This window comes from Aeromonas sp. S19(2024) (genome assembly GCF_041402625.1).
In the GTDB taxonomy this organism is placed as follows: Bacteria; Pseudomonadota; Gammaproteobacteria; order Enterobacterales; family Aeromonadaceae; genus Aeromonas; species Aeromonas caviae.
On sequence record NZ_JBGLQU010000002.1, the window covers coordinates 273,943 to 297,096 of the forward strand.

The following is a 23,154-nucleotide window of genomic DNA, read 5'->3' on the forward strand; positions in this document are numbered from 1 at the left end:
TAGGGCGGGTAGCCCGCCCAGATCCCCCTGAAACAAGGAGCACGGCATGAGCCCGCATCCCCTGCGCACCCTGATCGAGACCTGTGACGCCGCCATCTCCCGGGGCGACTTCGACGCCCTGATGGCCTTCTACGCCGAAGACGCCGCCCTGGTGGTCAAACCCGGCATGGTGGTGCGCGGCATTCCCGCCATCCGCCGCGCCTTCAGTGCCATCTCCGATTACTTTGACGGTCAGCTTGAGGTGACCCAGGGCGCCATGGAAGTGATCGAGGGGGCCGACAACGCCCTGGTGATCATGGAGACCCGGCTGCGCTACCCGGACGAGCAAGGTGGCCTGGTGGACGAGACTCGCCGCGCCACCTATGTGTTTCGCAAAGAGCCCGGCGGGCAGTGGCGTTGCACCATAGATAACTCCTATGGGACGACATTGTTGGATGTAATCTTATAAGTGACAGACTGCTGCTGGATAAGCCGGACAACCGTCTGGATCACGCTTCGCGCCAACTGCTTATTCAGGTGCTGGCCGACTACCTGGGCACCTTGCTGCTGGTTTCCCACGATCTTGACTTTGTGGCCGGGGTGGGAATTGAAAGGGAGTTTTGGTTGAAAGGGGAGGTTAATAATTAGGAGAAAAACAGGTTAGGGGAAATAAAAAAGATGGTGCATTATAGCACCATCTGTTTGTAGTCTATGAGGGTAAATTATTAATAATAACCTAAATTCATTTGACTGAAGCATTTGGTCTAGATATTTCGTGTAGCTTCTGTATCCATCTTTCTCTTGATTTATCAGGGAATGAGTTTATATCTGCACTAATTATTTTTATTGCTTTATCTACATATCCATCAAGTGCTAGTGTATACGCTTTATACTTATTCAATGTGCGAGATGATACATTGTTTTTACCCAGCTTTTCCAGTTCCGCAACTGCAATGTTCATCTCTTCTATATTATTACACATTAGACCAATATCGCACCAAGTTAAAAGTGGATAGTGACTCTTTGGAAATTTCATCTTGCAGGTTTTTATTAATCTTAATGCGTCAGAGAACTTGCTTTCAATTTTTGCAAGAAATAAAGATTGACTGATTATACCCATTTCTCTCGCTTGCTCTGAATCAATTTCTGAGAATTCATCAATCAGTTTTGAAAGGGTTTCTTTCTTACTGTGAGCATGCTTTGAATATATTAAGCAGTTGAAATATGCTTGGATATGAAATTGATTGAAAATGTTGTCTTGATAATTTCTTTCCGCAAGCATAAGTGCGTCATCATACTCTTCCAAATAGAGGTAAACTTGTACCAACTCTCTTTTTGCTCTAGCGCCTACATATGGTGCGTCCTGTATTTTTAAAAGGACTCGCAGTGCATCACTATATTTTCCTACTCTTCTGTAATAGAACCCTAAGAGAAAATCATGCTCATCCCCATGAATCTCTTGAACTTCTGAAAGCATTTTTTTATCTTTACTTCTTGCTAGAGCAAGACATAGGTAATATCTAATGTCTTGTACTATCTCTGGTAGCATAAAATCTTTTTTCTGAAGTGCAGTATATGCTAGCTTTATCACTTGAGCCATGTCGCCATGATTGTGGTAAATATCCTTCATGCATTTCAAATAATGGGATGGAATTATGTATTTTGTGTCTATCTTACCTCCTGACTTTAATATTTCCTTTATGGCATAAGTATATTTTGTCGAGTCAAGATGTAGTAGATCATCTTCATTAACAATTCTCTCTACATAAGATGCTATTGCATTGGCATATTCATCTCTTATGTGCAATCTATTCCTTACCATGTAAGTTCTAATAAGGTCATTCATCTTTATTATTTCATTATCTAGCCCCATGAACTCAATTATGTTTCTCGCACTAAAGTCATCGATCAGATCATTAAATTTTCTAATGTCTACGACTTGAGATAAGAATGATGTCGATATCATGTCGAATTGCGCAATCAATCTTATTAAATCAAGAGCCTCGGTGTTGTCATGATATTCTTTCAATATTAATGATGCTTTCTCTCTAGTGTAGTCATTAATAAGATAAAGTTTGTCATCAAACTTATATCGTGATGTTTCAGATATTATTCTGTGTGCGTACCTTACATGTTCTGGTATACCAGATACTAAGCTTAGGACAGCTAGTATTTTATCATGTGATAAGGAATCACCTGTCGTTTCTAATAGCTGAACAAATAACCATTGTCGTTCATCTTCGCTAAGTTCATACAAGTCAATAAAATGAATAAGGTCATTTCTTGGTCTGTTCCTCGGGTGGACGGCATATAAGGAGGCGATAAAGAAAGTAGTGTTTAAACTCTCCAATTTAGATAAAATTAGCTGAAACCATGAGCTGACTTCTCTTTTATAGTTGACCAAACACCCTTCATCGACAATCCATATACGTTCGCGAGCATCAGATGCCGATTTTACAATGTCACATACTAGGTTGATTTTTGATTCAATATCCTTGATGGAAAGTGAATGAATTTGGTCTTCGAGGTCTATGAAACCAAGTTCATTCAGTTTTATAATAAAGTCTTCAATAGAATCATCTCTATTAAGAGTTATAGATGGTGGTCGATGAGGAGAGTTAATTATTTTAGTTTTAAGAGATGCTTTATGGAGAAAACTTCTTCGACCGACACCATTTATACCAGAACAAAAAATAGCAATAGGTTTTATGCGCTTGAAATCAAAAATCCTCTTTTCGAAATCATTAATTTCTTCGTTTCTACCTACATATATATCGTGTAAGGCTTTAATTTTAGGGTATCTATTCCATATTAGATCATTGATTTTATTTGTTACTCTTCTAGCAATTATCTTACTACTTCCAACGTACTGTAAATTATAGCTTTCACTCATCCATTTAGGGATTCTTGGATCATCGTAAGTGATGTCTTTATCTATTATTATTGGGAGGATTTTATTGATGATACCTATTTGTTCTAATTGTGATGCCTCTGTTATTTCTTTTCTAACCCATTTTGAATTTAGTGAGTTTTCAGAAATCAATAATAGAAAAATATCTGATTCATTTAGTCCGTTTATTATTTCGTCAAGGTTTTTTTCTCCCTCTTCAAAAGAAAACTCATCATAAATTACATTGTCTTTTCCAAGCCAGTTTACGATTGGCCTGACATGTGATTCTTTATCTATACTTGAGTGGGATATAAATACGCGCATAAAAAACCTTATTTAATTAAATTATTTTGCTAATATTTTTTGTAAAAGTCTTGATAATTACTGCCACCAACAATTGTTACATGCTAAGTGTTTTTAATATCATAGCTATGGGAATGTAATAATTGCTAAGAACAGTAAATCCACGCTACCGCCCCTGGATTACAGCTTCCAATGCGCTCCTTCAACAACCAGCGGGCGGGGCCCGGATGGTGCTGTAGGCGCCGAATGACCAGCATATCCTCAAGCCTCATACGCAAACCAGTCAGAAAGTGACGCAACTATCAGGAAGATCTGCGTTTTTTGCGCCAGCTCAACAATTGAAGCGAAGGCGCTGGGTGACCGGAGCGGGGGCAGGAGGGGGTTGTCGGCATGGAAGGGGCATTTTGTTGTCACGGGGCGGGGGGACTATAGTGCAGCGAGGCGAGGGTGCCTCGTTTGGCCCGCGTGAGTGGGGGCCAACCACAATGGATAGAACGATGGGAGTTGGTCATATGAAGCGGATCCTGATGGTGTTGAGTCTGTGTGTGACGGTCATGGGCATGGGAATGGGGGTAGCCCGGAGCGCGACCTCTGGCGCGCAGCAAGAGTGCGAGGCCCAGGCGGCGGTGAAGAAGCTGGCGGGCGCCGCCAAGACCAGCTTTGTGGGCAAGTGCGTCAAAGATGCCTCTGCCAGTGCCAAGGCAAGCCAGTGCGAGAAAGCAGCCGCCGACAAGAAGCTGGCTGGCGCGGCCAAGAACAGCTTCGTGCAAAAGTGCCTGAAGACGGACGCAGCCGCCGACAAGGCGACCCAGTGCGAGAAGGCGGCGACGGACAAGAAGCTCGCCGGGGCGGCCAAGAACAGCTTTATCCAGAAGTGCGTGAAAACCGCCTGAGCCGGTTGAGGCTCTGAAATCAACGCAGGTTGAGGCAGTGACGAGAAAGGGGCCCTGGGGCCCCTTTCTCTGTTGTGATGGGTGGTGGGGACAGCCCTCGCCGCCAGTGTGCCCTGCGATAAGCTCTGGGCGGGGAGCTGACTTGATCCCTGCCTGGTCATCACTCTCCCTGGGTTGGCTGGGTATGTTCGGGGGCGCTGCTCAGCAGATCCTGCCCCTCGTCCTGGCTCAGCACCAGATAGCGCTCGTACTGGCGCAAGACGTCGGCACTCAGCTCGTCCCGGGTCAGGTACTGGATGTCGTAACCGGCACGGCCATCGGCAAAATAGGTGATGGGCTCGAAGATGCGGGCCTCGGGATCGTGGTTGTGGGCTGCCTCCAGGGGGTTGAAGGCGGGGGCGGGGCGGGCCTCGATGCGCACCCCGTAGCAGAAGTCCCGGCGACCCTGCTGGGGCACCAGCAGATGGCACTGATCCGGCCCATCCTCTTCGACCCGGCTGGTGATGCCCCGGGCAGCGAACTCCTGACTCAGGGCCGTCAGGGCGGGCAGGGCGACCTTGTCCACAAAGGCGCGGGCCTCCTGCTCGGTGGAGGGGCGCAGCAGGTGATCCATCCGGGTGCGCCACTGCTTGCCGTTCCAGAAGTCAGTGGCGGGGGAGAGGCGCCTGGCCGAGTGCTCCTTGTCTGCGACAAGGCCGCGGCAGAGTCCGAGGCAGAGCAGCACCATGATGAAGGCAAACGGCAGGGCGGCGATGAGGGTCATGGACTGGAGTGCCGCCAGCCCCCCTGTGCTCATCAGGGTACCCGCGGTGACCCCGAGCAGCAGAGCCCAGAACAGGCGCTGCCAGATCGGTGAGCCCTCCTTGCCCTGGGTAGCGATGTTGTCGATGACGAAGGCTCCCGAGTCGGCGGAGGTGACGAAGAAGACGCTGATGAGGATCACCGCGAGTGCCGAGGTGATGTCCGCTCCCGGCAAGAGGTCAAAGAAGTTGAATAGCAGGGTGTCGATGTTGCCGACCGAGTCGATGAGGCTTGTGCCCCCCTCATGCTGGCTGGCCCAGATGGCGGCGTTGCCGAACACCGTCATCCAGAGCAGGTTGAAGGCGGTGGGCACGAACAGGACGCCGAGGATGAATTCGCGCAGGGTGCGTCCGCGGGAGATGCGGGCGATGAAGAGGCCGACGAAGGGGGACCAGGAGATCCACCAGGCCCAGTAGAGCAGGGTCCAGTTGCCGAACCAGCCCGCCTGGCGGGTCTCGCTGTAGGTGAAGGTGCGGAAGGTGAGCTGGCTTATAGAGGAGACATAGTTGCCAATGTTCTCCGAGAGGGCTCCCAGCAGGTACTGGGTGGGGCCGGCCACCAGCACGAACAGCAGGAGCACGATGGCGAGAAAGAGGTTGAGCTCGGAGAGGCGCTTCACCCCCTTGTCGAGACCGGTGACCGCCGAGATGCCGGCGAGGGTGATAACGACCCCGATGAGGCCGAAGCGAAACAGCTCCCCCGAGGTGTCCATGCCGGTGAGGCGGGTGATCCCCGCCGAGAGTTGCATCACGCCATAGCCCAGGGTGGTGGCGATGCCGAAGATGGTGCCCACCAGGGCGAAGACGTCCACCGCGTGGCCGAGCGGCCCGTGGATCTTCTCCTTGACGATGGGATAGAGGCCGGAGCGGATGGTCAGGGGCAGGTTGTAGCGAAAGCCGAAGTAGGCCAGCACCAGGCCGACGATGGCGTAGATGGCCCAGGCGTGAAAGCCCCAGTGGAAGAAGGTGGTGACCATGGCCTCGCGGGCGGCCACCTGGGTCAGGGGCGTCGCCTGGGGCGGGGAGACGAAGTGACTCATGGGCTCGCCCACCCCGAAATACATGAGCCCTATCCCCATGCCGGCGGCGAACAGCATGGCGAGCCAGGAGGTGAAGCTGAACTCCGGGCGGGCATCGTCCGGCCCGAGGCGAATGTTGCCAAAGTGGCTGAAGGCGATCACCAGCAGCAGGATCAGGAACATGCCGACCACCAGCACATAGAACCAGCTGAAGTGCTGGGCTATCCAGCTCTGGCCGCTGCCAAAGAAGCGGGCGGCGGCCTCCGGGGCCAGGGAGCAGATGGCCAGCAGCGCCAGGATAAAGAGCAGACCCGGGATGAAGATGGGCAGCGACAGGGTGCATCTGGGGGGACGGGGAGCGTTCATGGGACACCTTTGGGTGGAAGGACTCAAGACACTATAGGCCCCTCGGGTGCAAAGCAGACAAGGGGTGGACGGCGAGTGACGGGGTCAACGGCCATGAACACCATGGGGGAGGCACTCGTCGCCCTGTTTTTTTAATCGTATTTTATGTCTTTAAATCAGATGGTTACTGCTTTCTTGTTTGTTAATAGCGAGTTAGTGCCGTTTTTTGGGAAATCTTTTCCCCCCTCGTCCGGTTCTATTGAACGTAGCCGGATGAGATGCGCCGGAGACATCACTCTCGACAACAAGGAATAGAGACATGAACGTGAAAAAAAGTACTGCCATCGCCTCTGCCATGACGGGTCTGCTGGCCCTGGGTGCCCAGTTCATCGCCGCGCCGGCCATGGCTGCGGATGACAAGGAGAAGTGCTACGGCGTGGTCAAGGCGGGCAAGAACGATTGCGCCACCAAGGGCGGATCCTGCGCCGGCACCGCCAAGATGGATGCCCAGGGGGATGCCTTCGTGGTGGTGCCCAAGGGGCTGTGCGAGAAGCTCGCTGGCGGGTCCCTGCAACCCAAGTAAGCCGCATGCCATGGTGTGGCGCCCGCCACATCATGGCCCTATCTATTGAGAGCCCAGCCATGAACCCCTTGATCGGTATCGGTTTACGCCCCCCGCACTACGACGAGATCCGCCACACCCTGCCCGGAGTGGGCTGGCTTGAGGTACACAGCGAAAACTACTTCGAGCGCCACAGCCAGGGCTTCGAGGTGCTGGCGGAGCTTGCGAGGCACTACCCCGTGAGCCTGCACGGAGTCGGCATGTCGCTGGGCTCCGCCGATCCTCTCGATGCCGGGCACCTGCGCCAGCTGGCAGCCCTGGTGGCGGCCATCTCGCCGGTGCGGGTGTCGGAGCACCTGAGCTGGGGCAGCATCGGCGGGCGCTATTTCAACGATCTGCTGCCCATGCCCTACACCCGGGCCGCTCTTTTGCACATGAGCGACAAGATAGATCGGGTGCAGCAGACACTGGGCAGACAACTGCTTGTCGAGAATCCCTCCTCCTACCTGCAACTGGCGGGGGAGATGGGGGAGGCCGAGTTTCTGGCCGAGCTGGCTGGGCGCAGTGGCTGCGGCGTCCTGCTCGATCTCAACAACCTCCATGTGAGCGCGGTCAATCACGGCCTGGAGGTGGACGACTATCTGGCGACTATCGACCTCGACACGGTCGGCGAAATTCACCTGGCCGGTTTTACCGAGAAGCACCTGTCTCAGGGGCCCCTCTATATCGACACCCACAGCACCCCGGTGGCCGAGCCCGTCTGGGCGCTCTACGAGCAGGTTTGCCAGCAGCGCGCCATCCCCACCCTGATTGAATGGGATCTGGCGATCCCCCCGTTGCCGGTGCTGCTGGGAGAGGCGCAGCGTGCCAGCGAGATCCTGAGCGCGGCGCAGCAAACATCCAGGGAGGCCGCCCATGTCTGAGCTTGCTTCCCTGCAACGCGCTTTTGCGAGCGGTCTGCTCGGCCAGGATGATGCCATCCTCGGGCACATCCAGCCGGGACGCTTTGCCCCCGACGCCCTGTTGCAGATCTATCGCAACAACTTCATCCTCGGCCTCACCGAGGTGCTCGCCAGCAGCTACCCCGCGGTACGCGCCATGGTTGGCGAGACCTTCTTTGAGGCGGCGGCACGAGGGTTCGTGCTGGCGGCTCCTCTGGAGGAGGGGAGCGTCATGGACTACGGGGAGGGCTTTGGCGACTGGTTGGTACGCTTGCCCACCACGGCCGCGTTGCCCTGGCTCGGGGATCTGGCCCGCTTCGAGTGGGGGCTGGAGCGGGTCTCGCTGCTTGCGCCAGAGACGCGGCGCTGGCCCGCCGAGCGGCTTGCCGCCATGACCCCTGAGCACTGGGAGCGGCTGGTGCTGCATCCTGCCTGCGATCTGCAGCTCCTGGAGAGCCCCCATCCGGTGCTGGCGCTCTGGCAGATGGCCCTGCACGGCGGTGAGACGGTCAGGGAACTGGATGCTGTCTGCTCCCTGGCACTCAAGAAACGCCCCGGATACCGGGTCGACCCCATTCCCCTGGATGCCGCCGCCTGGCGTCTGCTGCAAGGCTGCCTGCAGGGCAGGCCGCTGGCCAGCCTGCTGGCTCATGATCCCGCCATGGCCGAACACCTGGCCCCCCTCATCACCCTCGACCTGCTGGTCGATCTGGAGCTTGCCCCATGACAACGCAAACCCTTGCCAGGCCCCTTGGCCCCCTTGTTGAACGCATCTTGCCCTGGTGCAGCGGTGGCCTGTTGCTGCTTGCCAGGCTCTGGGTCGCCACCATTTTTCTGCGATCCGGCTGGCTCAAGTTAACGGCCTGGGACAGCACCCTCTATCTGTTCGAGTTCGAATATCAGGTGCCCCTGCTGCCCTGGCAGTGGGCGGCCTATGCGGGCACGGCGACCGAGCTGTTGCTGCCCCTCTTCCTGCTGGCGGGCCTCTTCACCCGTCCGGTCGCCTTGCTGCTGTTTGGCTTCAACGCCATGGCGGTCATCTCCTACCCAGCCCTCTGGGCGGGAGGCTTTCACGATCACCAGTTGTGGGGCTGGATGCTGCTGACCCTGGCCGTGTGGGGGGCGGGCCCCCTGGGGCTCGACAGCTGGCGCCTTGCCCGTCGCTCGCCTCCGGCGTAAGGTGGCCGCACACGAGCCCTGCCTGACTGACGGGCGGGAAAGGAATGTAAAGGAGAAGAGATGAAGGTACGCGAGGCCCTGGCGGCCGATATTCCTGCCCTGACGACACTGCGCATGGCGCTCTTTTGCGAGGTGGGGGAACTTGCCCGGCCCGATGAGGATCCGGTCCTCATGGAGGCGACGCAGGCCTACTTCATTCAGGCGCAGGAAGAGGGCAGCGCCCGTAGCTGGGTGGTGGAGGAGGAGGGCGAGGTGGTGGCGTGCGCCACCCTGGCACTCTTCGTGCGCCCGCCCTACCCGGGCAATCTGGCGGGGCGGGAAGGGTACCTGCTCAACATCTACACCCGGCCGGCCTGGCGCAGACGGGGAATGGCGAACGCCCTGCTGGTGGCCATGGTGGAGTATGCCCGCGAGCAGCAACTGGGCAAGCTGTGGCTCCATGCCAGCAGTGATGGGCGCGCTATCTACGAACGGTTCGGCTTTGCCGGCAATCCCGCCTGCCTCGAGTGCGTTCCCGCTCGTTAGCCGCCTTTTTCACCGCCGGGCTGATCCTCTTTCACAAGGGCTGCGTATTGGGAGCCCTTGGCGGCATCGCCGCTTTTCTATACACTGCGCGCCCCATTCGTTTCTGTCGTCCGACCACTTATGTCGGCGCTGGCGGTGCCGATACCCTCTGTGGGTGAGGCCGTGGTGCCCATGGGGATGGTCAACGAGGAAGAAGTGTCATGTTCAATCAGAAGCTCAAAGCGCAGTTGCAGGCATGCCAGACCCGGCTCGACGAGGAGCAGGGCATCATAGAGGCGATCAAGGCGGGCGCCGCCACCGTCATCTTCAGCCCGGAGGGGATCATCCAGGAGGCGAGCACTCCTTTCCTGGCCCTGATGGGATATGGTGCCGCCGAACTGATTGGGCAGCCCCACAGCCAGCTCTGTCCGAGGGCCTGGGGGGAGTCCGGTGACTATCGCCAGTTCTGGCGCCGCCTGGCCCAGGGAGAGGTGCAGTCAGGCACCTTCGAGCGCGTGAACCGGCAGGGGGAGACGCGCTGGCTGGAGGCGACCTATTTCCCGGTGAAGCACCAGGGCCGGGTGACTCGGGTACTCAAGATTGCCAGCGACGTCACCGAACAGCACCAGCGGCTTGGGCGGCTCGAGGCGCTGACCGAGGCACTGGACCGCTCCCGGGCCATGATCGAGTTCACCCCGAACGGCGACATTATCCATGCCAATGCCAACTTCCTGAGCGTCATGGGTTACACCCTGAGTGAGATCGCGGGCAGGCACCACAGGATCTTCTGTGACGAGGCCTTTCTGCGCGAGCAGCCCCGTTTCTGGGAAGAACTGGCCCGGGGTCAGTTCAAATCCGGCCTCTTCATGCGCCACAACAGCCGGGGGCAGGCCGTCTGGCTGGAGGCGACCTACAACCCCATCCGGGATGGTAGCGGCAAGGTGGTGCGGGTGGTGAAGTTCGCCAGCGACATCACCGCGCGCATCGAGCAGAACCACGCGACCCGGGAGGCCGCCCGCCTGGCCCACAGCACCGCCCAGGAGACCCTGCACAGCGCAGAGGAGGGGGCGGGCTTGCTGCGCGCCGTGGTGCAGACCTCTTCCCTCATCGCCTCCCAGGTGGATGAGGCCATCGCCCTCATCGGCCAGCTCAACGAGCAGTCCAGAAGCATCGAGGCCATCGTCTCGACCATCAGCGCCATCGCCGATCAGACCAATCTGCTGGCCCTGAACGCCGCCATCGAGGCGGCGCGGGCGGGTGAGCAGGGGCGCGGGTTTGCGGTGGTGGCGGACGAGGTGCGCCAGCTGGCCGCCCGCACGTCGCTCTCTACCGACGAGATCGCCAGGGTGGTGCAGAAGAACCGCGAGCTGACCGCCAGGGTGACCGACGACATGGCCGGGGTGGCGGGCAGCGCCGAACTCGGCAAGCAGCAGATCGCCGGAGTGGACAAGCTGATGAGCGAGATCCACCAGGAGGCGGACAGGGTCTCCCAGACGGTGTCGGCCCTCTCCATCTGAGGGGCTGACCGCAAGATTGCCAACAGAGTGAGCGATCGGACGGCCAGGCTGAACCCTGGCTGTATGACGCCCCCCTTCGTCATTGTGCCGCCCGGCCCCCTTGTTTAGGCTGCCGCCTCCTTTTTATTGAGCAGGTAGACAACAATGGCAGTACGACAGAGAGGCAGGGCACTGGCCCTGCTGCTGGGAGTGGGGGCGAGCCTGGGGCTCGGTGGTTGCATGGGCCAGATGGGCCTCTCCTCCATGGTGACCAAGGGCAACCTCAGCGTGGTGGACAACCGCTACGGTCGTGCCGGTGTCTTCGTGCTGCTCTCCCCCGTCTATGGCCTGGCGGCCACGGCGGATCTCTTCGTGTTCAACACCATCGAATTCTGGTCCGGCAAGAACCCCATTACCGGCAAGTCGCCCGCCCTGGTGGATCAGAAGAGCGATGCGATCATCAAGGTGAACCAGCACCTGGATCCTGCCCTCAACCAGGTGCCGCTGGCCCTGCTGCCCCAAGGGGTGCGCGAGGTACAGGTGAGCTACCCGGACGAGCGCACCGCCCAGATGGAGATCCACTACATCGACGGTCAGCGCAGCCTGATGCGGGGAGAGATGCGCGGGGAGCGACTGGATCTCTATCTGGACGACAGACTGGTCTCGACCCTGAGCCGCGAGCAGCGCGATGCGGCGGCAAGTCGGGGAGCGGGGCAGGTATAATTTGTCGCACCCCTGATCCTTTACTCCCGACAAATGCTATACATGCCTGCGGGCAAGTACGCCCCGATGTAGAGGGAGTGGGCTATGACGGTAAATGGATTGCGTTTGGCAGAGCTGATTGGTTCTCTCAGCCATGCCCTGGACATGACGGAAGGGCAGCCGAGAGGCCACTGCATCCGCTGCTGCTGGATAGGCTCTCGTCTGGGGGAGCAACTGGGACTGGATGCCCGGCAGCGCCACGACCTCTACTACACCCTGTTGCTCAAGGATCTGGGGTGCAGCAGCAATGCCGCCCGCATCTGCGAGCTCTATCTCACCGACGATCTTCACTTCAAGCGCGATTTCAAGCTGGTGGATGGCTCCCTCTCCGAGGTGGTCAACTTCGTGCTGGGCCACACCGGCTTGCAGGCGGATCTGCTGGGCCGTTTTCGCAGCCTGTTCCACATCTTTCGCAACGGGGATCAGATAGCCAACGAGCTGATCCTGACCCGCTGCCACCGGGGGGCGGACATCGCCCGCCAGTTGCGTTTCAGCGACGAGGTGGCCCAGGGGATCCTCTCTCTGGATGAGCACTGGAGCGGCAAAGGGCGGCCGCAACAACTGGCGGGAGAGGCCATCCCGCTCTTCTCTCGCATCGCCCTGCTCTGTCAGGTGGTTGACGTGTTTCACGCCGCCGCCGGGCCGGACGCGGCGATGAGGGAGCTGCGCGAGCGCAGCGGCAACTGGTTTGATCCCGCCCTGGTCAAGGCCTTCGAGGCGCTGGCCGACGACGCCTTCTGGCAAGGACTGGCGGATCCCGCGTTGGCGGAGCGGGTCTTCGCCCACCCGGCGGGGCAGGGGGAAGTGGCGCTGGATGAGGATTATCTGGACGAGATAGCGGCGGCCTTCGGCCAGGTGGTGGACTCCAAGAGCCCCTATACCGCGGGGCACAGCGGCAGGGTGGCGCTCTATACCGACATCCTCGCCGCCCAGATGGGGATGTCCGAGGCGCGGCGACGCTGGCTCAAGCGGGGTGCCCTGCTTCACGATGTGGGCAAGCTCGGGGTGAGCAACGCCATCCTCGACAAGCCGGGCAAGCTTGACGAGCAGGAGTGGGCGGCGGTGCAGATGCATGCCGCCTACACCGAGGAGATCCTGAGCCGCATCGGCGCCTTCGAGGAGCTGGCCCAGGTGGCTGGCGCCCACCATGAGCGACTCGACGGCAAGGGCTACCCCAAGGGGCTCAAGGGGGAGGCGATCACCCTGGAGACGCGCATCATCACCACCGCCGACATCTTCGATGCCATCACCGCCAAGCGCCCCTATCGGGATGCCATCCCGGTGCCGCGGGCCCTGGAGATGATGGCGGAAAACCTGGGCACGGCCATCGACCCCGACTGCTTTGCCGCCCTGAAGGCGGGGATAGAGGACTTCTCCCTCTACCTCACTCCGGAGCAGCCCCTGGCTCGTGCAAGTTAAGGCGCGAGCCCGAGACAAGCAAGCCCCGCATCGGCGGGGCTTTTTTGTGGGTGGTTGCAGGCGGCGTGATCAGGGGCGGGCCGAGGGCTTGGCATAGGGTTGCAGCACCAGCCCCAGCAGGCGATGGAGGTGGGCGAGCTGCTCGATGAGATGGAGATTGAGCCAGAGGTAGCCGCCAAGGGTGGGGTCGTGTCCCTGGCCTGGCGCCTGGCTTGCTTCCCCATCGAGCCGGGCGGCGGCCTCTTGCAGGCGGCCGATGGCCTGGTCGGCCGCCATGGTATCACCGCTCTTGAGCATGAGGGCGAGTTCGGTGAGCACTGACTCCGTCGCCTGCTGGCAGGCGCGAAGCCCCGGGTGGCTCTGCATCAGGAAGTGGCTCTGGCGATCCCGCCAATAGGTGTTGGCCAGCATCTCCAGGGTGCAGACGCTGTTGCGAAGGGTGGTCTGGGTCGCCTCGAACAGCGGGCTGCCAAGGCGGGTCTCCTTGACCGCCGGGGCCAGCAGGGGGCGCAGGCTGACTATCTTGGCGAGCAGGCGGGCATGGCTTCGGGTGAGCTTGGGGCGCTCCAGCACGTTGGGGGAGAGGTGGGTGTGGTAGAGCCGCCCGGCCTGCTGCAGGGTGTCGTGCATCTGCAGACGCCAGTGGGTATAGGCCCGCTGGGGGTAGATGCTGCAAAACAGCAGGGCCAGCACCGACCCCAGGATGACGTCGCCGCTGCGCCAGAGCGCGGTCTCGATGTCCCCGGGCACCCCGCCGACGATGACCCCCAGGGTGATGCCGATGAGCAGCCCCACATAGGGGCGCTTGCCGAGCGCCAGGTAGCCGCACAGGAACATGATGGCGCAGCACCAGGCCAGCATCAGGGGCAGGGAGTAGAGCTCCAGATAGAGGGCCACCACCCCGCAGGCGGCGCCAAAGACGGTGCCCACCACCCGTTGCAGGGCGCGCGACAGCACGTTGCCCCAGAACGAGATGGGGCCCATCACCACCACCAGGGTGATGAGGGGCCAGGTGCTCTCCGGCAGCTTGAGCTCCCGGGTCAGCAGGAAGGTGAGGGTGAAGGCCAGGGCGATGCGCAGGCCGTGGACCAGGCGGTAGCGGCCATAGATGAGCAGATCGAAGCGGGAGAGCGGGGCATTGAGGCGCAAGGGCGTTCTCTTATCTCGGGTCAGGGTGGTGAGGATAGCAAGAGGGACGGGATTCGCCTTGACCTGCGTCGTTTCCCCGGTTCATACAGGCGCACCATGACCCGCTCGCCGGGGGGAAGGGCCACGTTACCCGGCGCCCGTTCGATGCGGCAGTTGGCACTGTCGTGGCCCCCATCCACCGGGCGCACCAGCAGGGTGCCCGCCTCGTCCTGACTGAGCAAGCCGGGCACAACGCCCTGCTCTGCCGATGGGGGCAGGGCCGCCAGCAGCCGGGCGCAGAGGCGAAGGGGCGGCGGGGCCTGACGGGGTTCGTGCGTGGGCAACCGGGCGCAGATGAAGTCGGCGATGGCCTCCAGATCCTCGAAGGGGAACCGGGGCAGGGTCGTGGCCTGGGGGGCGTCGCTCACGAGGGCGACGATGTCAGGATCATCGGGGAAGAGCAGGGGCCGGCCGATGGCGGCGCGATACAGCTCCACCTTGGGAAAGCGCCTGTGCTTGAACCCCTCGACCAACAGCAGATCCAGGGCGCTCGCATCGAAGCGGGCCAGCAGCGCCTCGAAGGGGGGCTCCCCCTCCGGGGTCTCCCGGATCAGGGCGTGGCGCCGGTCGGAGGCCGCCATCACCTGGGTGGCGCCCGCCTGGCGCAGGCGGTGGCTGTCCTTGCCGGGCTGGTCCATGTCAAAGGCGTGATGGGTGTGCTTGAGCACCCCGAGGCGCAGACCGCGTGCCACCAGGCGCGGGATGAGGCGCTCCAGCAGGGTGGTCTTGCCGGTGCCGCTCCAGGCGACGAAGCCGAGCAGGGGCAGGGGGCTCATGGCGCGCCCCCTTCCCGCAGCCTCGCCTCCCAGGCGGCGAGTTCGGCCGGGCTGTTGAGGTTGACGAAGGCGTCGGGCAGATCGGCAAAGGGCACTACCGCCATTCTGTGGCGGGCAAACCAGGCCCCGGTCTTGCGCTCCCCGTCCGCCAGCGCCTGGCTCAGGGAGGGGCGCAGGGCGCGGCGCAGCAGGGCGACCACGGGCTGGAGGTGCTCCCCGTCGTGGGCCACCACCAGATCGGTGTCCGGGGTGATGGCGGCGCGAAAGCGGGTCATCAGATCAAGGGGCAGGGCGGGGCCGTCACAGGGGACGAACAGCACCCAGTCGTGACGGGCCGCCGTCAGCCCCGCCAGCATGCCGGCCAGCGGCCCCTGGAAGTCGGCCTGCGCATCTCCGATGACGGGGGCAAGCTGCCGGTAGCGAGCCTGGCTGCGGTTGGCGTTGATCAGCACCTCGTTCACCTGGGGGCGCAGGCGGGTCAGCACGTGTTCGATCAGGGGAGTGCCCGCGAGGGGCACCCAGCCCTTGTCATCGCCCCCCATGCGGGTGGCGCGACCGCCCGCGAGGATGACGCCGCTGACGAGAAAAGCGGGGGAAGAGGAAGGGGTCATGGTGCTCCGTTGCTCGCAAAGGGATGCCCACAGGGGCGTGTCGGGATCTTGCGCCAAGGCGGGCGCGTGAGCAACCTTCGGCTGCCCCGGCAAAGGCGCCTTTGGCCGCAGGGTTTGTCCAAGCTCACAAAACCGGATCGGCAAACGTCATATGATCCCCAGCATTCTGAGTCTTGCTCTCCTGCCTGATGGCAACTTCATGTAAATCAAAGAGAATGACTATGGCTACCGGACAATATCTGCTGTGGAAAGATGCACAGGGTCACGATTTTCGCCCCGTTGCGCTGACGGGCACCAATCTGCTCAACGATCGCAACCTCAACAAGGGTACCGCCTTCACCGAACAGGAGCGGGCCGATTTTGAGCTCGATGGCCTCTTGCCGCCTCAGGTGCAGACCTTCGAAGCCCAGCTGGAGCGGGTCTATGAGGCCTTCCTGAGCGCCTGCAGCGACATCGAGAAGTACCAGAACCTGCGAGCCCTGCAGGATCGCAACGAAACCCTGTTCTACGCCCTCCTGTCCCGCCACGTGGAGGAGATGACTCCCTACATCTACACCCCGACCGTGGGCAAGGCGTGCCAGGAGTTCAGCCACCGCTTCCAGAAGCCGCGCGGCCTCTACATCACCCCGAAGAACGTCGATGACATGGGCTCTCTCGCCCGCCACATGGATGCCAAGGCGGTGCGCATCATCGTCGTGACCGACAGCCAGGGGATCCTCGGCATCGGCGATCAGGGGGTGGGGGGCATGGGCATTCCCATCGGCAAGCTCGCCCTCTATACCCTGGGGGCGGGCATCCACCCCGCCTGCTGCCTGCCCATCGCGCTGGACGTGGGCACCGACAACCAGGCGCTGCTGGATGACCCCATGTACCTGGGTCAGCCCCACAGGCGCATTCGCGGCAAGGAGTACGACGACTTCATCGACAAGTTCGTGGCAGGGGTCAAGCGCCACTTCCCCAACGCCGTGTTGCAGTGGGAGGACTTCAGCAAGTCCAACGCCTTCAACAACCTGGCCCGCTATCAGCAGGCGCTGCCGTCGTTCAACGACGACATCCAGGGTACCGGGGCCGTGGTGCTGGCGGGCATCATAGGGGCCGTCAAATCCAAGGGGGAAACCCTGGGCCAGCAGCACTACCTGGTCTACGGGGCCGGGGCTGGCGGGGTCGGGGTGGCGGATCAGATCTGCGCGGGGATGATCCGCGAGGGGCTTGACCCGCAGGCGGCGCGGGATCGCATCTACATCCTGGATACCCAGGGGCTGGTGTGTGACAACCGCGAGGGGCTGGATGAGTACAAGCGCCGCTACGCCAAGCCGGGCCTCTTGCTGGCCCAGTGGGATCTGCAGGGCAAGGCGGGGCTGACCGAGGTGCTGCGCCACGTGCCCATCACAGTGCTGCTCGGCACCAGCGGCGCCGGTGGCGCCTTCCAGGAGGAGCACATCCAGCTGATGCTGACCCACTGCGAGCGCCCCATGGTGTTCCCCCTCTCCAACCCCACCGCCAACTGCGAGGCCCTGCCGGAAGACATCTTCCGCTGGAGCCAGGGGCGCGCCATCGTCGCCACCGGCAGCCCGTTCAAGGATGTGCACCATGAGGGGCAGGATTATCGCATCGGTCAGGGCAACAACGTCTTCATCTTCCCCGGCGTGGGGCTGGCGGCCATCGTCAGCCAGATCCGCGAAATAAGCCCGGACATCTTCACCACCGCCGCCTTTGCGCTCGCGGAGTGCGTGAGCGAGGCGGATCTCGCCCGGGGCACCGTCTTCCCGAGGATCAGCGAGCTGCGCAACATCTCGGTGCACGTGGCGACCGCGGTGCTCAAGGATATCGTGCGCCGGGATCCCTCCCATCCGCTCATCGGTCAGGATCTGCAAGAGCACATCCTGAGCCATATGTGGGAGCCGGTCTACCTGCCCTATCGCCGGGTCTGAGGTGCGTCCTGCCCGCATGTGTCGCGGGCATGACGATGCCGCATAAACAAGAGAGGGTGGCCCAGGCCACCCTCTCTTTTTTCCGCCCTGCTGTGTGTGCGGGGCAGGACGCTGCCACCTATTGAGCGGGCGGGGGCACCAGGCGGTCATCGACGCTGCCATCGCCCCGAAGCTTGTTGCCATTGGCGTTGACGGCGTCCACACCGTTGTCATCCACGCTGCCATCGCCTCGAAGCTTGTTGCCATTGGCGTCGACGGCGTCCACGCCGTTGTCATCCACGCTGCCATCGCCTCGAAGCTTGTTGCCATTGGCATCGACGGCGTCCACGCCGTTGTCGTCCACGCCGTTGTCGTCCACGCTGCCATCGCCTCGAAGCTTGTTGCCATTGGCATCGACGGCGTCCACACCGTTGTCGTCCACCCGGCCACCGGCATGACGCTCCCCGCCTGCATGTTTGTCGCCACCGCCGTGGCGATCGCCGCCAGCGTGCTGGTCACCACCGGCATGTTCGCCCTGACCACGGTCATCGCCGCCGTGGCCGCTGTCGTCCCCGCCATTGTTTCCGTTATGGCTACTATCGCCTCCATTTCCGCTATTGTTTCCACTGTGGCTACTATTGCCCCCACCGCCGCTGTTGCTGCCTCCGCTGTTGCTACCGCCGCCGCTGTTGCTGCCTCCGCCGCCGCTGTTGCTGCCCCCACCGCCGCTGTTGCCGCCTCCGCTACCACTGTTGCCGCCGCCATCCCCCCCTTTGTTGTGCACGATCAGCCCATTGGCCACATAGCTGTGGCTGCCATCTAGGATCAGGTTGAACAGCGCCGTGGCGGGCGGGGCATCAACCCAGAAGAGGGAGGCCACCGGCAGTTCGACAGGGTGCGGCGCCAGCGCCAGGTTGCCCGCGCTGCCCCCCTCTGACCAACCCAGCAGGTGCATGCCGGTAAAGAGCGGCAGCACGGCGAGGGCCGGGTTTTCGGTGCGGGTCATGGCCGGTGCGATGGCCGCCCAGCCCCGGGTGGTGAGGAAGGGGTGCTCGGCGGTAAAGAAGGGGGGCAGATGATTGAGCCCGTAGAGCCTGCGCCCCCCCAGCGCCACCCGCTCGATGGCCTGGATGCGGTTGCTCTGCCCGTGCCTGTCCCGCACCCGATCGCCGATCCGCAGGGTCTCGATGGGGCGTTCGCAGCCATCGGCCATCAGGATGCGGGTACCGGCGATGAAGCAGGACTTGGCATGGGCCTGGTTTGCCTGCCACTGGTGGTGGTCGAAGTCATAGCTCAGCGGGGTGGCGAACAAGGCCAGGGCGATGGCCGAACCCAGCAGCAGTCGGCGCTGGCTGGGTTTGAACGAGGGCAGTGACATGGGGAACTCCTTGTCGGTGTGGGGTCACGCCTTCGAGTATAGAGAGGGGGTTGGGGTGGTATCTGCGTCGACCAGTTGAAAGCCTTGTCATGTCAACTCGCCGGAAAAACGATTGGCGTTGGCCATAAAAGTGCGTAAAATCGCTTCCTCGATGCTTGTAGCAGCGAATCCCGCCTAAAAAGCCAGTTTCATGCCCTCCCCAAGCAGTAAAAGGCAACAAATGACGCCGTTTGGTCCGTTGGCTGCCTTGAAAACGTCTTGTGATGACTGAAAAGTGTCAAATATCCCTGTCAGTTATCAAAAAATTAAGGATACCCATGTTTTCCTTGGTCAAGCAAAGCGTCGCCGGGCTGCAAATTCTGTTTGTCGCCTTCGGTGCCATGGTGCTGGTGCCCCTGCTCACCGGTCTGAACCCCTCCATGGCCCTGCTTGGCGCCGGTGTAGGCACCCTTCTGTTCCAGCTCTGCACCCGTCGTCAGGTGCCGATCTTCCTCGGCTCCAGCTTCGCCTTCATCGCCCCCATCATCTATGCCACCCAGACCTGGGGCCTGCCCTCCACCATGTTCGGTCTGTTTGCCGCGGGCTTCATGTATTTCATCCTGGCGGCCATCATCCGCGCTCGTGGCATGGGCTTCGTGCACAAGCTGCTGCCCCCCGTGGTCATCGGTCCCGTCATCATGGTGATCGGCCTGTCGGTGGCCCAGGTAGCCTGCAACATGGCCATGGGCCGTGCCGGCGGTGAGCAGGTGGTGCCTGCCACCACGGCGCTGACCCTGGCGGGGATCTCGCTGGCGGTCACCCTGATTGCCGCCGTGTTCTGCAAGGGCTGGATCAAGCTCATCCCCATCCTGTGCGGTGTCATCGCCGGTTATGTCTCTGCCGTGCTGATGGGCCAGGTGAGTTTCGACGGCATCGTCAACGCCCCCTGGCTGGCGCTGCCCCACTTCGAGACCCCGGAGATCAACTGGGCCGCGGCCCTCTTCATGCTGCCGGTGGCCATCGCCCCCTGCATCGAGCACATCGGCGGCGTGCTGGCCATCGGCGGCGTGACTGGCAAGGACTACACCAAGGATCCCGGCCTGCACCGCACCCTGGCCGGTGACGGCATCGGCGTCTGCTTCGCCGGTTTCATCGGTGGTCCCCCCGTCACCACCTATGCGGAAGTGACCGGCGCCGTGATGATCACCCGCAACTTCAACCCGGTCACCATGACCTGGGCCGCGGTGTTCGCCATCATTCTGGCCTTCTTCGGCAAGTTCAACGCCCTGCTCACCTCCATCCCCATGCCGGTGATGGGCGGCATCATGCTGCTGCTGTTCGGATCCATCGCCGCCATCGGTCTCAAGACCCTGGTGGAGTCCAAGGTGGATCTGGGGCTGTCCCGCAACATCGCCATCGTGGCGGTGACCCTGACCGTGGGTGTCGGCGCCCTGGAGATGAAGATCGGTGACTTCGCCCTGGCGGGCGTGGGGCTGGCCTCGGTGGCGGCGATCCTGCTGAACCTCATCCTGCCCCAGCACTCCGAAACGGGTGCCATGGAGAGCGCCAAGGATTAAGCGCCTGGCTTGCTGTACGTTGAGTTGATGAAAAAGAGGCCACCTTTGGGTGGCCTCTCTTTTTTTGCCTGCCTACCACTGAACCCGGCCTCCCCATGTCAAGCGGCTACACTCAGGAGCACCATTGACGGGAGAGGACGAAAGGATGAAGAGGGCATGGATCCTGGCCCTGCTGGGGCTGATGGGGAGCGGCGCGGCCGAGGCCGGTGCGGTGCGCTACGAGGTCGAAGGTAAGCCGTTCGAGGGCTATTACCTGGCGGGTGCCGACAAGCAGGCCCCTCTGGTGGTGCTGGTGCACGACTGGGACGGGCTCAACGGTTACGAGATCAAGCGGGCCGAGATGCTGGTGGCCCTAGGCTACAGTGTCTTTGCCGTAGATTTGTTCGGTGCCGGGGTCAGGCCGAGCACGGTGGAAGACAAGAAGCGCCTCACCGGGGCCCTTTATCAGGACAGGACCAGGATGCGCACCCTGCTGCAAGGGGGATTGGCGGAGGCGGGCAGGCAGGGGGGGCGGCTCGACAATGCGGTGGCCCTCGGTTACTGCTTCGGCGGCGCCGCCGTGCTGGAGCTGGCCCGCAGCGGGGCGGATCTCAAGGGGGTGGTGAGCGTACACGGCGGGCTGGAGACCCCGGCCGGGCAGGACTACAAAGAGGTGAAGGGAGAGTTGCTTGTCCAGCACGGCAGCGCCGACGAGGCGGTCTCTCTGGGTCAGTTTGCGGCGCTGGTGGCCGAGCTGGAGAGCGCCGGGGTGAAGCACGAGGCGACCAGCTACAGCGGTGCTCCCCACGCGTTCAGCGTCTTTGGCTCGGACAACTACCGCGCCGATGCCGATGCCAAGTCCTGGCAGCGTTTCACCGGTTTCCTGAAGGAGGTGACCGGCTCCTGAGGGGGCCGGTTCACGCAGGCCATGGCAGTGCCATGGCTTTTTTTATGCCCGTTTTTCGCCATCTCAGGGGAGGGCGAGCACCCTCACCCACATGGCCCCCTTGCCCACCTCGCTCCGTGGGCCCGGGGTGAGCAGACCGCTTTCGGGGTCGATGGCATGCAGCGCCACCTCGTGGGATTGCTGCCCGGTCGCGATGAGCCAGTGGCCGCTGTGGTCGATGGCAAAGCCCCGAGGACAGGCCTCGGTCGGGAAGTGGCCGAGGGGGGTGAGGGCGCCATCTTGGGGGGAGACGCCGAACAGGGTGAGCAGGCTGCTGGCCCGTTCGCTGGTGTAGAGAAAACGTCCATCCGGGGTCAGGTGCAGGTCGGCGCCCCAGCGCTCCCCTTCATAGCCTGGGGGCAGCATGTCCAGGCTCTCGCGCGCCACTATCTGTCCGTCCGCCTCCCTGTGGTAGCGATTGAGGGTGGCATCGAGTTCGTTGAGGCAATAGAGATCGCCGTTGTCCGGGTGCAGGGCCAGATGGCGGGGCCCGGCGCCGGGGGCGGTGTGAATGTCCCCCAAGGGATGGGGAACCAGCTTCTCGTCCACCAGGGCAAAGCGGCGCACCCTGTCCTCCTTCAGGCAGGCCACCAGCAGCTCCTGCTCCCCGTTTTGCCCCGCAAGCCAGGTGACCGAGTGGGCCGCCATCAGGTGGTCGAGACGCTGGTGAGGGGGCTGCATCCGCCCCGCCTGATCCTGGCGGGAGACGGTGACGTGGTTGAAGGCGTAGGAGGCGGCAAAGAAGAGGCGGCCGCTCCCATCGGTGCAGGTGTGGGAGGCGCTGCCGAGCAGCGGCGCCGAGGTCGGGGCCCCGAGCCGCCCATCGGCGGTGATGGGGAAGCTCAGCACCCGACAATCGGGGCGCACCCCTGCATGGAGCCAGCGCCGGTCCGGGCTGATGACCAGGGGCTGCACCTCGCCGCCGGTCTGCACTTCCTGCAGCGGGGCGAGGGTGCCTGCTTCGAGGCGAAACACATGGATCAACCCGCTCACCGGGTTGGCCACATAGACCACTTGTTGCATTGCATCTCCTTTGCGACGGCCATCCGTCGGGTCAAGGGAAAGGGGAGTCCCGGCCTCTCAGGCGGGGATCAGGATCTCGCGAATGACGGGCACCACTGACAGTACCAGCAGGGCTGCCATTACCTGGTTGAAGCGGCGACGGGCAAGATCGTTTGCCAGCCAGCGCTTGAGCAGGGAACCGCACAGGAGCCAGAGTCCGACGCAGGGGAAAGAGACGATGAAGAAGGTCAGGGCGATGACGAGGTGCTGCTCAAAGGGGTCGCTCCCCGCGCTGGTGAAGGCGGCGATGGCGCCGGTGGCGACCACCCAGGCCTTGGCATTGACCCACTGGAACAGGGCACCCTTGAAAAAGCCGAACGGGCGGGTCCCGTTGCTGTCAGCCATCCCGTCCGTCGGACGGGCGATGAGCCAGGCAAGATAGAGCAGATAGAGGGTGCCCGCGCACTTGATGAACAAGTGGAGTTCGGGGAAGCGGGTAAAGAGCTGGCCAAAGCCCAGCCCCACCAGCAACAGCATCAGGGTGAAGCCGACGCAGATCCCCATGAGCAGGGGCAGGCTCTTGCGTATCCCGACGCTGGCGCCGGCGCTCATCACCATGATGTTGTTGGGGCCGGGGGTGACCGATGCCGAGATGGCAAAGAGCACCACGGCGTAGAGCGAGTCCATTGGGTTCCTCGTGCAGACAGTCCGTTGTC

Annotated in this window: 20 protein-coding genes and 2 pseudogenes; 14 read left to right on the top strand and 8 right to left on the bottom strand. The window is 61.3% G+C overall.

Annotation, left to right across the window (positions count from 1 at the left end; genetic code table 11):
• The first annotated feature begins 46 nt into the window (after nt 1–46).
• Together ACB037_RS05625 and ACB037_RS05630 are read left to right on the top strand one after the other, a co-directional pair.
• Nucleotides 47–448, top strand: a complete 402-nt coding sequence (locus ACB037_RS05625; RefSeq protein ID WP_371175009.1) for a DUF4440 domain-containing protein — start codon at nt 47–49, stop codon at nt 446–448.
• Nucleotides 445–627, top strand: a pseudogene (locus tag ACB037_RS05630) (ABC transporter ATP-binding protein); the annotation flags it as partial. The gene ACB037_RS05625 and the pseudogene ACB037_RS05630, both read left to right, overlap by 4 nt.
• A 94-nt stretch (nt 628–721) precedes the next feature.
• Here ACB037_RS05630 and ACB037_RS05635 read toward each other — a convergent pair.
• Nucleotides 722–3,193 (bottom strand): TIR domain-containing protein, encoded by a 2,472-nt coding sequence (locus ACB037_RS05635; RefSeq protein WP_371175010.1) that lies wholly within the window; start codon nt 3,191–3,193, stop codon nt 722–724.
• Nucleotides 3,194–3,726: 533 nt separating this feature from the next.
• On the opposite strand from ACB037_RS05635, the gene ACB037_RS05640 reads away from it, so the two are divergent.
• Complete coding sequence (locus ACB037_RS05640; protein ID WP_371175114.1) at nt 3,727–4,065, top strand: hypothetical protein; 339 nt, start codon at nt 3,727–3,729, stop codon at nt 4,063–4,065.
• Nucleotides 4,066–4,225: 160 nt separating this feature from the next.
• Here the strand turns inward: ACB037_RS05640 and ACB037_RS05645 are convergent, their stop codons facing one another.
• Nucleotides 4,226–6,250 carry a BCCT family transporter gene (locus ACB037_RS05645; protein WP_371175011.1) on the bottom strand — a complete coding sequence of 675 codons (2,025 nt, stop codon included), beginning with the start codon at nt 6,248–6,250 and terminating at the stop codon, nt 4,226–4,228.
• A 298-nt stretch (nt 6,251–6,548) separates the two neighbouring features.
• Here ACB037_RS05645 and ACB037_RS05650 point away from each other — a divergent pair, with 298 nt between their 5' ends.
• The 8 genes from ACB037_RS05650 (at nt 6,549) to ACB037_RS05685 (ending at nt 13,092) form a co-directional block, all read left to right on the top strand.
• Nucleotides 6,549–6,812, top strand: a complete 264-nt coding sequence (locus tag ACB037_RS05650; RefSeq protein WP_010673595.1) for a DUF2282 domain-containing protein — start codon at nt 6,549–6,551, stop codon at nt 6,810–6,812.
• 59 nt (nt 6,813–6,871) lie between these two features.
• Nucleotides 6,872–7,714 (top strand): DUF692 domain-containing protein, encoded by an 843-nt coding sequence (locus tag ACB037_RS05655; RefSeq protein WP_043156463.1) that lies wholly within the window; start codon nt 6,872–6,874, stop codon nt 7,712–7,714.
• Nucleotides 7,707–8,459 carry a DNA-binding domain-containing protein gene (locus ACB037_RS05660; protein ID WP_043156460.1) on the top strand — a complete coding sequence of 251 codons (753 nt, stop codon included), beginning with the start codon at nt 7,707–7,709 and terminating at the stop codon, nt 8,457–8,459. Before ACB037_RS05655 ends, ACB037_RS05660 begins: the two co-directional genes overlap by 8 nt.
• Nucleotides 8,456–8,911, top strand: a complete 456-nt coding sequence (locus tag ACB037_RS05665) for a DoxX family protein (protein ID WP_041213281.1) — start codon at nt 8,456–8,458, stop codon at nt 8,909–8,911. Before ACB037_RS05660 ends, ACB037_RS05665 begins: the two co-directional genes overlap by 4 nt.
• Nucleotides 8,912–8,971: 60 nt before the next feature.
• Nucleotides 8,972–9,436, top strand: coding sequence for a GNAT family N-acetyltransferase (locus ACB037_RS05670; RefSeq protein ID WP_180906966.1), 465 nt, complete (start codon nt 8,972–8,974; stop codon nt 9,434–9,436).
• A gap of 200 nt (nt 9,437–9,636) precedes the next feature.
• Entirely contained in the window at nt 9,637–10,932 is a 1,296-nt protein-coding gene (locus tag ACB037_RS05675; RefSeq protein ID WP_128297429.1) for a PAS domain-containing methyl-accepting chemotaxis protein, read from the top strand.
• A gap of 144 nt (nt 10,933–11,076) precedes the next feature.
• The gene (locus ACB037_RS05680) at nt 11,077–11,634 is read left to right on the top strand and encodes a DUF3332 domain-containing protein (RefSeq protein ID WP_371175012.1); all 558 of its coding nucleotides are present in this window, start codon (nt 11,077–11,079) and stop codon (nt 11,632–11,634) included.
• 84 nt (nt 11,635–11,718) lie between these two features.
• On the top strand, nt 11,719–13,092 hold the full coding sequence (locus tag ACB037_RS05685; RefSeq protein WP_139737440.1) for an HD-GYP domain-containing protein: 1,374 nt from the start codon (nt 11,719–11,721) through the stop codon (nt 13,090–13,092).
• A 69-nt stretch (nt 13,093–13,161) separates the two neighbouring features.
• On the opposite strand, the gene ACB037_RS05690 is transcribed toward ACB037_RS05685, so the two are convergent.
• The 3 genes and pseudogenes from ACB037_RS05690 to mobA form a co-directional block, all read right to left on the bottom strand.
• The gene (locus tag ACB037_RS05690; protein ID WP_323909338.1) at nt 13,162–14,241 is read right to left on the bottom strand and encodes an FUSC family protein; all 1,080 of its coding nucleotides are present in this window, start codon (nt 14,239–14,241) and stop codon (nt 13,162–13,164) included.
• A gap of 299 nt (nt 14,242–14,540) precedes the next feature.
• Nucleotides 14,541–15,056 (bottom strand): annotated as a pseudogene (gene mobB / locus ACB037_RS05695) (molybdopterin-guanine dinucleotide biosynthesis protein B); the annotation flags it as partial.
• Nucleotides 15,053–15,667: a molybdenum cofactor guanylyltransferase MobA gene (gene mobA / locus ACB037_RS05700; protein ID WP_069651654.1), complete on the bottom strand. Its 615-nt coding sequence runs from the start codon at nt 15,665–15,667 to the stop codon at nt 15,053–15,055. The gene mobA and the pseudogene mobB, both read right to left, overlap by 4 nt.
• A gap of 221 nt (nt 15,668–15,888) precedes the next feature.
• On the opposite strand from mobA, the gene ACB037_RS05705 reads away from it, so the two are divergent.
• The gene (locus tag ACB037_RS05705) at nt 15,889–17,598 is read left to right on the top strand and encodes an NAD-dependent malic enzyme (RefSeq protein ID WP_371175013.1); all 1,710 of its coding nucleotides are present in this window, start codon (nt 15,889–15,891) and stop codon (nt 17,596–17,598) included.
• A 118-nt stretch (nt 17,599–17,716) separates the two neighbouring features.
• Here the strand turns inward: ACB037_RS05705 and ACB037_RS05710 are convergent, their stop codons facing one another.
• Nucleotides 17,717–18,955 carry a hypothetical protein gene (locus ACB037_RS05710; RefSeq protein ID WP_371175014.1) on the bottom strand — a complete coding sequence of 413 codons (1,239 nt, stop codon included), beginning with the start codon at nt 18,953–18,955 and terminating at the stop codon, nt 17,717–17,719.
• Between the two features lie 317 nt (nt 18,956–19,272).
• On the opposite strand from ACB037_RS05710, the gene ACB037_RS05715 reads away from it, so the two are divergent.
• Both ACB037_RS05715 and ACB037_RS05720 read left to right on the top strand, forming a co-directional pair.
• Nucleotides 19,273–20,511, top strand: a complete 1,239-nt coding sequence (locus ACB037_RS05715) for a uracil-xanthine permease family protein (RefSeq protein WP_371175015.1) — start codon at nt 19,273–19,275, stop codon at nt 20,509–20,511.
• A gap of 145 nt (nt 20,512–20,656) precedes the next feature.
• Nucleotides 20,657–21,397 carry a dienelactone hydrolase family protein gene (locus tag ACB037_RS05720; protein WP_042864182.1) on the top strand — a complete coding sequence of 247 codons (741 nt, stop codon included), beginning with the start codon at nt 20,657–20,659 and terminating at the stop codon, nt 21,395–21,397.
• Between the two features lie 63 nt (nt 21,398–21,460).
• On the opposite strand, the gene ACB037_RS05725 is transcribed toward ACB037_RS05720, so the two are convergent.
• The gene (locus ACB037_RS05725) at nt 21,461–22,459 is read right to left on the bottom strand and encodes a beta-propeller fold lactonase family protein (protein ID WP_371175016.1); all 999 of its coding nucleotides are present in this window, start codon (nt 22,457–22,459) and stop codon (nt 21,461–21,463) included.
• Between the two features lie 57 nt (nt 22,460–22,516).
• Entirely contained in the window at nt 22,517–23,125 is a 609-nt protein-coding gene (locus ACB037_RS05730; protein ID WP_264787533.1) for a LysE family translocator, read from the bottom strand.
• Nucleotides 23,126–23,154: the final 29 nt, after the last annotated feature.

What these genes read in the sequence shown, in the direction of transcription:
- ACB037_RS05625 (WP_371175009.1), top strand. Translation starts at nt 47, where the DNA reads ATGAGCCCGCATCCCCTGCGCACCCTGATCGAGACCTGTGACGCCGCC.
- ACB037_RS05635 (WP_371175010.1), bottom strand. Translation starts at nt 3,193, where the DNA reads ATGCGCGTATTTATATCCCACTCAAGTATAGATAAAGAATCACATGTC.
- ACB037_RS05640 (WP_371175114.1), top strand. Translation starts at nt 3,727, where the DNA reads ATGGGCATGGGAATGGGGGTAGCCCGGAGCGCGACCTCTGGCGCGCAG.
- ACB037_RS05645 (WP_371175011.1), bottom strand. Translation starts at nt 6,250, where the DNA reads ATGAACGCTCCCCGTCCCCCCAGATGCACCCTGTCGCTGCCCATCTTC.
- ACB037_RS05650 (WP_010673595.1), top strand. Translation starts at nt 6,549, where the DNA reads ATGAACGTGAAAAAAAGTACTGCCATCGCCTCTGCCATGACGGGTCTG.
- ACB037_RS05655 (WP_043156463.1), top strand. Translation starts at nt 6,872, where the DNA reads ATGAACCCCTTGATCGGTATCGGTTTACGCCCCCCGCACTACGACGAG.
- ACB037_RS05660 (WP_043156460.1), top strand. Translation starts at nt 7,707, where the DNA reads ATGTCTGAGCTTGCTTCCCTGCAACGCGCTTTTGCGAGCGGTCTGCTC.
- ACB037_RS05665 (WP_041213281.1), top strand. Translation starts at nt 8,456, where the DNA reads ATGACAACGCAAACCCTTGCCAGGCCCCTTGGCCCCCTTGTTGAACGC.
- ACB037_RS05670 (WP_180906966.1), top strand. Translation starts at nt 8,972, where the DNA reads ATGAAGGTACGCGAGGCCCTGGCGGCCGATATTCCTGCCCTGACGACA.
- ACB037_RS05675 (WP_128297429.1), top strand. Translation starts at nt 9,637, where the DNA reads ATGTTCAATCAGAAGCTCAAAGCGCAGTTGCAGGCATGCCAGACCCGG.
- ACB037_RS05680 (WP_371175012.1), top strand. Translation starts at nt 11,077, where the DNA reads ATGGCAGTACGACAGAGAGGCAGGGCACTGGCCCTGCTGCTGGGAGTG.
- ACB037_RS05685 (WP_139737440.1), top strand. Translation starts at nt 11,719, where the DNA reads ATGACGGTAAATGGATTGCGTTTGGCAGAGCTGATTGGTTCTCTCAGC.
- mobA (WP_069651654.1), bottom strand. Translation starts at nt 15,667, where the DNA reads ATGACCCCTTCCTCTTCCCCCGCTTTTCTCGTCAGCGGCGTCATCCTC.
- ACB037_RS05705 (WP_371175013.1), top strand. Translation starts at nt 15,889, where the DNA reads ATGGCTACCGGACAATATCTGCTGTGGAAAGATGCACAGGGTCACGAT.
- ACB037_RS05710 (WP_371175014.1), bottom strand. Translation starts at nt 18,955, where the DNA reads ATGTCACTGCCCTCGTTCAAACCCAGCCAGCGCCGACTGCTGCTGGGT.
- ACB037_RS05715 (WP_371175015.1), top strand. Translation starts at nt 19,273, where the DNA reads ATGTTTTCCTTGGTCAAGCAAAGCGTCGCCGGGCTGCAAATTCTGTTT.
- ACB037_RS05720 (WP_042864182.1), top strand. Translation starts at nt 20,657, where the DNA reads ATGAAGAGGGCATGGATCCTGGCCCTGCTGGGGCTGATGGGGAGCGGC.
- ACB037_RS05725 (WP_371175016.1), bottom strand. Translation starts at nt 22,459, where the DNA reads ATGCAACAAGTGGTCTATGTGGCCAACCCGGTGAGCGGGTTGATCCAT.
- ACB037_RS05730 (WP_264787533.1), bottom strand. Translation starts at nt 23,125, where the DNA reads ATGGACTCGCTCTACGCCGTGGTGCTCTTTGCCATCTCGGCATCGGTC.